Source organism: Streptomyces sp. AM25, from assembly GCF_058146165.1.
Window position 1 is genome coordinate 1 of the sequence record NZ_JBKIWN010000063.1, and the last position, 10,776, is coordinate 10,776.

General features: G+C 63.2%; 1 protein-coding gene. It reads right to left on the reverse strand.

All coding sequences use genetic code 11. The features are described 5' to 3' along the window. Positions 1-10: 10 nt before the first annotated feature. A complete protein-coding gene (locus tag ACLHRZ_RS35425; protein ID WP_490422733.1) occupies positions 11-10,708 on the reverse strand; it encodes a hypothetical protein in 10,698 nt (3,565 codons plus the stop codon). Positions 10,709-10,776: the final 68 nt, after the last annotated feature.

Below are 10,776 nucleotides of genomic sequence, written 5' to 3' on the forward strand. Positions count from 1 at the left end.
AAGTTCCCACCTAATTCATGACACTCCCGCGGATGACCTTGATGGTGAGGTGTTCGGTGGAGTAGAGGGGGGTGTCCCCGGGGAGGGGATAGGCGAATCGGAGGCCGGAGGAGCTCTGGACGGGCTGCCTGGTCCGGCCGGGAGCCCAAAGGGCGAGGTTGTATTCGGTGGAGCCGAGCCAGGAGATGCGGTACGTGCCGTTGTCGAGGCGGAGGATGTAAGCCAGGCGCTTTCCCTCGGCGTAGAGTTCGGCTGCTCGTTGGGCGTAGGGGTTTGCGGCGTCGGCGCTGACGTTGGTTTCGACGAAATCCCGGGGTTTGATGGGGTGGCCGGTGAGCCGTCCGTCTTCGGACGACAGAAGGAAACAGCTGCCGCGGGTGTCGTTGAGTATCCTCAGGCGGCCTCCGCTGCCGTATCCGGTGCTCGGCGGCGCTGTCGAGCTGGGGCCGGGCTTGTTCGCGACCGTGGGTTCTCGCATCGCGGTGCTGGGGGATGTGACGGTGGTGCTGGCGGTTGTGGTGCTCGGGGCTGTGGTGCTGGGGGCTGTGTCGGGCGTGGTGGTCTCTGGTTTCGGGGCGCGGCCCGGGTCGGCCGGGTGGGGATGTGCCCAGGGGTTGTCCGGGATGTTCAGGCCCCCTGGCTGTGGCCAGTTGGGGTTGCTCGTCGGGGTGGTGGGCTCGGGTAGGAGGTCCCGGATGGAGAGTTCGAGTGGGGTGTCGTTCAACTCCGGGAAGTAGCGGCCGTAGCTGCCCTTGGAGGGAGTGAAGGTGACTGGTTGCCCGTGTTGGATTATGGAACCGCTCTGCTCGTCGTGGGTGGGGGTGTGGCCGAGGGTGAGGGTGACGGATGAGTCTCTGACTCCCTCGATGGCGTAGGTGCCGTCGGCAATGCGGCGGATGATGGCGATCGGGCCCTGGGGGCCCATGACGCTCATGGTCGGTTGCTGTCTGAGAACCGCGGTTCTGCGACTCTTGAGTTCGATCTTCGAGCTGCCGGTCTGCGGGTCGCTGAAGCCCTCGGTGGTCACGCTGAAGGGCATGCTGGACTCGTTTTTCAACACTATGGGCGGCCGGACACGGGCATAGTTGCTGCGGTCGGCGCCGGTGCCGAGGAGGGTCAGGCCCAGGGGTCCGGCCTTTGTCTTCTCGGTGTACCTTTTCACACCGTGCTGGGCGCCCTCCGCGTCGTACATCTTGCGGATGCCGTCGGGGAACTCGACTTGCAGGACGTGGCCTGTGCGGATGGCGAAGTCGCACTCCATCTCCGCTGCCTGGGCGTTGAGTTTGCACTGCACGCCTGAGGTGAGTCTTCCGCTGGTGAGCTGGATCTCGGCGCTGCCGGTGCTGCTCAGGACAGTTGCTGCCGTCGGCTCTTCGTCGAGGGCGCGGACGGAGTTGGCCGGTACGGGGATGTCGTGGATGTCCCAGCCGTTTCCTTCCAGAGTCATTTTGGCTCCGGGCACCTCACTCCGCAGCCCGAAACTCATGGTGGGCTGTCCGGTGGTCTCGCTCTGGCGCTGAAGAACCTGCTCGAAAAGGTCCTCGGGGGTTTTCCCGTGTTGCATCCACGCCATGGCCGCGTTGTAGGGGGTGACGGTAGCGGCCGCCTTCTTCTTTTGTACTCCTTGTTCCCAGGTGTCTCCTTCGTGCCCCTCTACTTCTGTTCTCTTCTGCAGCATGTGCGGGAGATGCCCGCGCATCCAGGACATGGTCTGCTGGAGTCCTTCGACATCCTTCAGTTCCTTCGGCGGGGCGACCTCAGTGGCCTTGAGATGCCCGGCCCGGACGTCGTAGCGGGTGAAGCCTCCGCCCTCCAGCTCGAAGAAGATGATGCCGGGATGGTGGATGGGCTGGGTGGAGATGTTACGGACTTTCGATCCGGCCGGAAGTGCTTTGAACGCCCGGGAGAGCAGGTCATGGGGCTGCATGCCGGGCGCAGCGGTGGGTGCAGCGGTGGAAGAGGTGGCGGGGGGTGCAGCGGTGGTCTGGGTCGTGGGTGTTTTCGGCGTGGTCTGGCGGCTGTCCGTTCGGCCGGAGCCGGGTGCACCGGTGTGCCGGGGGAGGTCCAGGGTTCCCTCGTCGAGAACTGTCATCTTTTCGAGGTCGATCAAGACCCAGGTGGTGTCCGATACCAGGTAGGCCCTCTGTGTGAAATGGGGTTCCGATGCTGCCTCATGTGCCGGCCCCTTGTCCGGGGCGGGGGCGCTTGCAAACGGACCGGGGTCGGTGAAGATATGCTCGATCCGCTTGCCTCGGAGACCTGTACCCTGCAGGGCTCTCATGAATTCCCGTGTCAGGTCCTTTTCGAAGTACCGGTCGCGGAAGCAGCTGAGGATGACTCTTTTTGGTGTGAATCTGATGTAGACCGGGCTGATACATCTGCGCATGTCGGCCCGGGGAATGCGGGCGCCGCCCCAGAAGATGTAGCCGACCGGGTCCGGGGGCAGCTGCAGGACGACTTCGCCTTCCTTGAGCGGCGGCATGCCCGCAGGACGCTCACCCGGCGATTCGCCTCTCTGGTAACGCAGTGCGACTGTGCCCAGGGCGGGCGGTACCTCGGTGGCCTGCATGCTTCCTGACGGGTCGTAGAGGGTGCCGGGATTCGTCGGGTCCTCCACTCGCGGTGCCGTGCTGTCCTGGGGGAACGGGCTGCCCACGACGGTTCCCGCCCCCGTCATGTGACGGGGGAGCTTCCACCGGCCGCCTTCCTTCTGCAGAGCCGTCGGCAGTTTATGTATGATTTCGAGTGCCTGTATAACCTGGGGCCGCGTCGCCTTGTCTTCCTTGAACTTCTCCCATTCCTTCTTCTCCGCCTTGGTCATGTCGAATTCCGTGAGCCAGTCGTTGAGCGAGGTCTTGATTCTTCCTACAGTGGTACGGATGCCCTTGTGGCGCTTGTATATGACTTTGTTCAGGCTCCACAGTGCCGCCTCCGTCGCACCGGTGTTTTCCCGCCACTGTTGTTCCAGATCGGCGCGGACTGTCTCCAGTCGCTTCTCCAATGTGGCTTCGAGATCGTTCAGAGCGAAGTAGTCGCGTATGGCCTGGAACTTGACCCGGACTTTCTCGATGCGCTGTCCGGCTGTCTTCAGCAGGCGCCCGGCCTCGGAGTCGGGGGACGGGTTCGTCTCCTGCAGGTCGGCTATGCACTTGGGAGTGTCTCCCTCTGTCTTCGCCGCTTCCCTCGAGAGGTCTTCCTCGCCCATGTCCGGGTAGAGATGTTTGCAGACGGTGTAGGCTTCCGCTTGCCGAGCCGTCTCCAACGAAGTGCGCAACATCAGATCCGTGGCCTTCATTTCCCGGCCCGTGAGCTCCTTCACCGCAACAATCCGGTCCGCGGCAGCCTGCCGCCAGACCTTCTGATAATTTTCAACAAATGCTTTGACGACTTCCGGCACCCACTCCAAGAATTCTTTCCCTTCTCGCCGGACGTTGTACTCGTCGAAGGCCTGGGCTGCGATCGTCATCGCGATACCCGCCTGGGGGCCGTACTTGAAAGAAGCCAAGTATGCGGCCAGCATTCCGCCCTGGTAGGCTATTCCCACGGGGTCTCCCCGGTGCGCCTCCGCCGCAAATCCCCTGATCTGCGAATAGATCGGGGCGAGACTCCATATGTGCTCGAAGTACTTGTCGATGCTGGAATCTTCCTGGTACAGGTCGTAGAACCCTATTATTACTTCGTACAGGTCCAGTGCGTCGTCGAGGTTGTCCATACTGGCGGCGTACTTCTTCACGTCCCCCATCGATTTTTTCGTCCGAGCCTTTTTCAGCGCTTCGCTGACACGGTCGGCCATCCATTTGTGCTTCTGGATGTTCGGTACTTTGAGGAATTCTTCCAGGTGTCTCGTGCGTTCCGCCTGCCGCACCGCTGGCCCCTCCGCCTTGCCGCCCTGTAGGCCCTGGCGCTGCTGGTCGGGTTCCCGTTCGCGGTCTGCCTCCTGATCGGCCGGAAAGAGGCACACCTGGCCGCCGACGGACCGTTTGGGCCTGAAGCCGCAGTTGACCATCTGCTGGATCTCATCCGCGTTTGGTTCTCCTTCGACCCGGGTGAGGATGGTCTCGGCGAGTTTGTCCTGGTTGGCGAGGATCGGCTTCAGGTCGGACTTTCTGACCGTGATGGTCTCTCTGATCTCGGTGCTGTCCTTCGGCGCATCGTAGAAGGGCTTCTGCCCGGTTTTACCCACCTGGCCACCGTGCCATTCGGTGACCGCCAGGTATTCCCTGACATTCTCCGCGCGGGCTTCGAACTCTGCCAGCGCGATTTCCAGTTCCCCAACTTTGGGTTCTAGCTGTTCCACCCGTCTCTGGTACACCTCGGGTTTTCCGCGGCGCTCACCGAGCTGAATCTTCTCCAGTGTGTCCGCCGCATTCTTCAGCTGATCTCTGGCATCCGTCAGCGCGTCCGTGATCTTGGCTTTGACGTCATCCCACACCTGCTCGACTTCCTGGACCCGCTGGTCGAGGGCCTGCGCGAGATTCAGGGGGTTCTCCGGGTCGGCTGAGAACACGGCTATCAGTTCCGGAGGGGATCCGTGGGCCAGGAACTCGTCCCTGGCTGCGGTCACCTCGTAAAACTGCTCCCTTTCTCCTCCGGAAACAACACCTTGCTGCTCGGCTTCCGCCGCCAGCCACGACCCGCGAAAGCGCTCCACCCAGGACTTCGGAATTCTGAGAGTTATCGGTTCGTCTCCACCGGCCACACCGAAGAGGTACTGGATGAAATGGACCATTTCGTGTTCCCAGATGTTGTACTGGGTACTGACGTATGTGGTCCCTGCCATCTGACCGACGTCGAACTTGTTGAATCCGGCCTGGATGACGGATCCACTGCCCAGGCCTGATTCCGCCGTTCTGGGGTTGAACGCCTGCGTGACAGGAGCTCCGACCCCCCGGCCCGCATCGACCTCGCGCATCACGAACTTCCGACTCCCTGCCTCCAGATAGGATGTCTCACTCTTCAGGGGGGCCATCAGAAGAGCTGCGATGGTCTTCCCGTCCTTGTCGAGGAGAGTCTGCGGAAAATTCTGCAGGTCCATCCTGTTTATTGCGCCGGGGTGATATCCAGCCTTTTCCGGATTGATGATGCGTGGGTTGCCCAGCAGCTCCAGGACCCTCTTTCTGGATTGCTCTCCCGGAACTCCCGGTGCCTCGCCGTTCCAGCGCTTCAGCATCTTCAGCGCACTCTGGACATACTCTGCGAAATCTTCATCGGAAAGGAGGCTCTCTGCGAAGAAGCTCTCCGCGTTGCTCGCATCGGCACGGCGGGCCTCGTATATCTGATCGAGATATCTCTGCTGTTTCATAACATCGTTTTCGGCGGCCTGAAGTGCCGTTTCTGGCACGGGATCCCCCCAGCTTCCCTCCCTCTTCTCATCCTGCGCCAGTTTTCTGTGCCTGAGATCCTTCATCGTGTTCTCAAGCTCTTCCAGGGCTCCACGCTCTTCTTCTATCTTGTTTTCCCACTCCAGCCCCTGCTTCGCCCTGCCCATGTGATAGTTCGCAAGATTTGCCCGGTCCGTCACCGCCACCCCCGGGCCGATGATAACCACCCGAATCATTTCATCGCCGAACGGAGACTTCACCGTTTCAACAGGGAACTGCTCCCTGATCTTTTCCCACGTCAGCTTGTCGATCTCCTTATCCGTCAGATCGGGAGCGTTCGTTTTGAAATGGGGAGAGCGTTCCAGCGTCCCGGGCGCAGACAGGTCGCTGCTCCACGCGTCGGACTTCTGCCGAGATCCGCTGCCGCTCTGGAGGTCCTGCGATGGACCGCCCGCCTCGCCGACCTGGTTCTCGGGCAGTGCGTTCTGCACCTCGGGCTCGTTCTGGAGGTCGTATTCCTCGATGGTTTTTTCGGGGGTCTCGTTCTGTGCACACAACAGGTCGCGTGTTTGACGGTTCCCCGTGCACAGCCGGAGCTGCGAAAGGATTGCGGAGCGCTGGGCCCAGTAGTCGGTGTCGTCGGAGGGGATGACTTTGGTGATGGCGGCCGAGGGCACCTTTCCGATGACAGCGAGACGGCCGGCCAGTTCCGGGTTCCTGTCGACGAGGCCGGCGAAGGGGACGACGTTCCGTTCCAGGAGGTTCAGGTCGACCTTGATGACGAGTCCGTCCTCGCCGGCGATCTCCCGTGCTCGGGCCGGGTCGTCGAAGGCGTTGATGTAGGCGGTCCGGGCCGCGTTGTCGCCGCCGCTGAGGAATTTCTGCAGGTCTTCCTCGGATCCCGGCGAGAACAGGTCGGATCCCTTGATTCCCTCCGCCCAGTTGCCCATGTTTTCGCTTGACAGAAAACCTGGCTTCTTGACCGGCACGTAGACGTGCCGCTTACCGTACTGCCTTGCATGCTGCTTTCCGGTGATGACTTCGATCCTGCGGTTCGCGAAGTCGATCTTTTTCGGCGGCACGGGCGTCTGGCGGGCTGCGATACTCTGTTCGCTCTCGGGGGTGAGGAGGTGAACCTTGGGGAGCATCTCCGTCATGATGTTCTGCAGCGGAGTCTTGAACACATTCTCCAAGGCGGGAAGGGTGGTCTGCCATCTGGGCTTCTCGCCGGTGCGGCTGGCGACGAGCTCCATGCGCAGCCTCTCTATTTTCTCGGGTCCGGTCAGCGATGCCGCGTCCTGCGCCAGGTCCCCCCTCCGGGCCTTGACCTGGAACACGGGGTCTTCAGGATTCGGCATCTGTTTCAGGAGCTTGCCGAGGAACTCGTTGCCCTTCTGAACCGCAATAAGCTGGTTGCCGAATTTTCCGTGCTGGACCTGATATTTGCCGACAAGGTCGACGGCTTCCTGGAAGGCCTGCGCGTTGTCCCTGGCGTAGTCCAGGCCGACGTCCCCGAGCCGGGTGACGACGTGCGGGTCGATTCCGAGGCGCTGCAGCTCGGCGGGTGGCAGGCGCCTGGCCCAGTCCACGGCGTCCGGGAAGTAGTCCTCCAGGGCCTTCCAGTCCCGGACCATCGGCGCGAGAACCGGGAAGTCCCCGGCCGAAAGTTCCAGGTTCTGGAACGGCGAGCTGGTCCCGGGTTTGATGTCGACGTCGATGTACGCCCCGCCGTTCTTGTAGAGCAGTGTTGACCGCAGCACATCGGAAGCCATGTTGTAGGCGGGCGTCCTGCCTTCGAACGATGTCGTGGCTGCTTTGAACAGGTTCCAGTTGTTCCTCGCGTTGGGCGTTCCCTCGAAGAGACCCTGGTTCACCACCTGGATCTTCACCCCGCGGGATTCCAGCAGCGTCAGCTCCTCCAGGTTGTTGAACATGGAGGAGCTGTCGACGTACAGGGTGTAGGTGCGGCCCGCGGACCTTTCCGTCGCGGCCCACGCAGCGAGATTCTCCACCGCGGAGGCTGACAGCCGCCGGGTGCTGCCCAGCCAGATGGAGAACGTCTCGCCGGGCAGTTTCCGGCCCGCTTCGCCGGCCCGGTGATGATCCTTGCCGTCTGTGCGCGGAAGCGGGCCGCAGCGTTGCGCGATCCCGCGCTGGACGCGGTCGCACGCGGCCAGGGCCTGACGGATGTCGTTGTCGGATGCGCCCGCCTCCAACTGGCCCACCACCCAATCGGCGAGGACGTTCGGCTGCGCCACCGTGCCGGGGAGGCGTCCGGGGTGCAGGCTTGCCCCTATTGCGTAATCAGCGTCGTCGTACATCGAGTAGAGGAGCCGATGGTGTCTGTTCTTGACGGAATTCCAGTCGGTGATGGCATGGATTTCCTTGTAGGACGGGTCGGCGATCCGGTGCCGGACGATCTCCTGTACCCGCTTCAGGTCGTGCACCCTTTCCTGGGCCTTCAGGAGACTCACTCTCTGTTTGGCGTTCTTCTCCTTCCCCGGATCCCCTTGTACGGCTACCAGCTCTTCTTCAGCAGTCTTGAGTTTTTCGCCGATGTTCTTTTCGATGGCGACCCATTTGTCTTTCAGCTCTGTATTGAACAGCTCTTCCTGGATGTCTTCCAGGGACTTTCCAGGCCCGTAGGCGGACTCCAGAACTTGGGGATTTCCGTGGGTTCTGAGCTCATTGATGTTCGATTTTATCTCGTAGGTCTTTCCGCTCAAGTCCACGGTCACCGGGTCTTTGAGCGGTGGAAGATCATTGCCCAGCGCATTAGTGCGCACATGTCCAAATTCGTGGAAGACCAACTCGGGGGGTGTCGCCACGAAGGGCTTCCCGGCGATCTCTCCGAAGAGCATTTGGCGGGGTGATTTCTGGAGGTAACTCCCGGTGCCGTACCCAGTATCGGCCAAGAAGGGGCTCGAGGGCAGCACAAAGGCCTTGCCGAAGCTTCCACTCAGCCGGTCGAGGCTCTCTGCCAATCGCAGCGCCTTACCACTGTACGGCCCGCCCGGCTGGGGCGCGTTCACATCGAGGCCTTTCGTCGTCGAGATGACGACAAGACCGACCTCCTCGCCCTTCGGGTTCTGCGGTGCAGCGGGGTATTCGTTCGTATGGAACTCCCGCTTGCTCCATTCCCGATTGACGTCCGCGGTATCGGCGACCTTCTCGGTCTCGATGAATTCAAGCAGCTTCTTCTGCTTTTCCGATCCGCCCTTCCGTGTCGCGCTGAAGATTCTCAGGTAGTCCTTGATCAAATCCAGCATGTCGGCGTCCGAGAGCTTCGACTGCTTCATGAACTCACGTCGGCACTCGTCGAAATCGGCACCCAGCTCATTCTTTAATTGGGTCGCGGAACTAGCGGCATAGGCCTCCCGCAGGTTGTTGATGTTCGCGACGTCCGCGAATACGGCATTGGGGTGGGCGTAGTACACCTTGTATTCGAACCCCGAAGGGTGGCGCACGGTTTCGTTGGGTATCGAATTGAGTGAGAGCGCTTCGATTTCGTCGGGAGACAGGGGTTTCGTCGGGATGAGGGGCGATCGGGGTGCTGCCTCAGCCTTGCCGAGGATGCACAGGGTGTAAGCGCCGAGTGCGGCGGCCGGTGATCCGGTCGACAGGCCCACGCCGGCGCCGACCGGCAGGCAACCGACCGCCCTGGGCACTGCCGACGTCCCGGCCTGGGCCGGCCCGCTGCTCGCGGGGCGGACATCCGCTTCACCCGGCTCTACGACGGCCTCGGTGACCGGCGGCGCGGGTTGAGGTTGGAGGAGCGTGGGGATGGAGCGGGTTCCGCCGGTGGTGAAGGGGGTGGCGTTGTAGGGGTCGTGGGGGTTGGCGGCTGCGATACGGAGGTCGTCGTAGAGGCTGGCCAGTTCGGTTTCGGTGTGTGTGAGCTGCTGGACCGCCTCGCGCAGGTCGTCCGGGCTCGTCGGGTGGGCCAGCCTGTCTTGGAGGACGGTGAGTTTCTGCACGGTGAGGGTGATGCGGTCGCGTGTGTCACGAACGGTGATGGGGGCGGCGAGTGCGGTACCGGGCTCGTCTGTGGAGGCTGTGCGATCCTTGTTGAAGGGGTCGGCGGGGTTGTTGAGGGCGAAGCCGAGGTCGCCGTAGAGCTGGTCCAGGCGGTGCTTCTGGTTGGTGATCTCTGTGGTGAGTGCGGCGGCCTCGGCGCCGGTTGCGGGGGAGGCGGGGCGGCTGCGGACCTGTATCAGCTGTGCCTGGAGTTCGGCGAGGTCCTCCACCGCCTGCTGGACGGACCGTTGGGTGTCCTCCACGTTGATCGGGGAGAAGGTGCCCTGCGCGACGCGCTGTAGGTACTCCTCGTCCTCCAACAGCAGAGCATCGCTGTAGACGCCGGTGGGGTCGAGTTCGGCGATGCGCCGGTGGGCCTGCTGCGTCTCCGCCCGGGTCCGTGCGGCCTGGTCTGGGTCTTCGCCGGTGCGGGCCTCGTTACGCCGTATGAGCGTGCGCAGCGCGATGATCTGCCGCGTCACCACCGGAAACCGCTCCCGCTGTTCCTGCTGCTCCCTCTGGCGTCGTGCCCGGACGTCGGGGTGCACGGCCCGGCCCTGGGTGGAGGGGTACTGCAGGGTTTTATCGAGGGTGCCCGCGGCGGCGTCCAGCAGCTTGTGGAAACCGATCTGGTCGGCGAAGTGCACGGTCCGGGTGAAGTAGACCGCGGCCTTCCATGCCGCGGAGACCTCCTCCACCTCGCGGTGCTCGGCCGGCCACAGCGGCGACACCCCCTCACCTCCCGCAAGCTGCCAGGCCTGGTCCAGCACGTTGAGGTAGGCCTCCCGGGCCTCCGGCCACCCAGGCTCGTACATCTCCTCCGGCCCGGGCGTGCGCTGGTACTGCTCCTCCTGAGCCTCCTCCCCATGGGGCACCGGCTCGGACCTGCGCTCCGGCACCACATCGAGCTCGGGAACCTCCACCACCGTGGAGGCCTCAGCGCCGAACAGGGCACACAGCGCGGAGGCCGCCAGCCAATGCGTCGCCGTCTTTGTTGACCCGGCGACACCCATCAGCCACTCCCACCACACCGACGGCTCGCCTTCCCCCTTCCACTCCTCGATCCGCTGACGGTTGGCCCAGTACTGCGACCGCAGCCGTTTGAGCATCTCGAAAACCGCGTCGTCCCGCTCGGTGAAGGTCAGCTCCTCCTCACGCGGCCCCGGTCCCGGCACCCCCAACTCCACATGCGCCTCACGCCACACCTTCCGGTCCACCCCCCCGCCCGGCCCCCTCAAATGCGCACCCGCCGCAACCGCCCTGCCCAAGCCCTCGATCGCGGCCAGATGCGCCCACCGCCGCTCCCACGGCTCCATCTTCTGCCGCCCCCACTCCCGCCACGCCCCCCAAACATCGGGAACCTCCACCACCGTGGAGGCCTCCGCGCCGAACAGGGCACACAGCGCGGAGGCCGCCAGCCAATGCGTCGCCGTCTTTG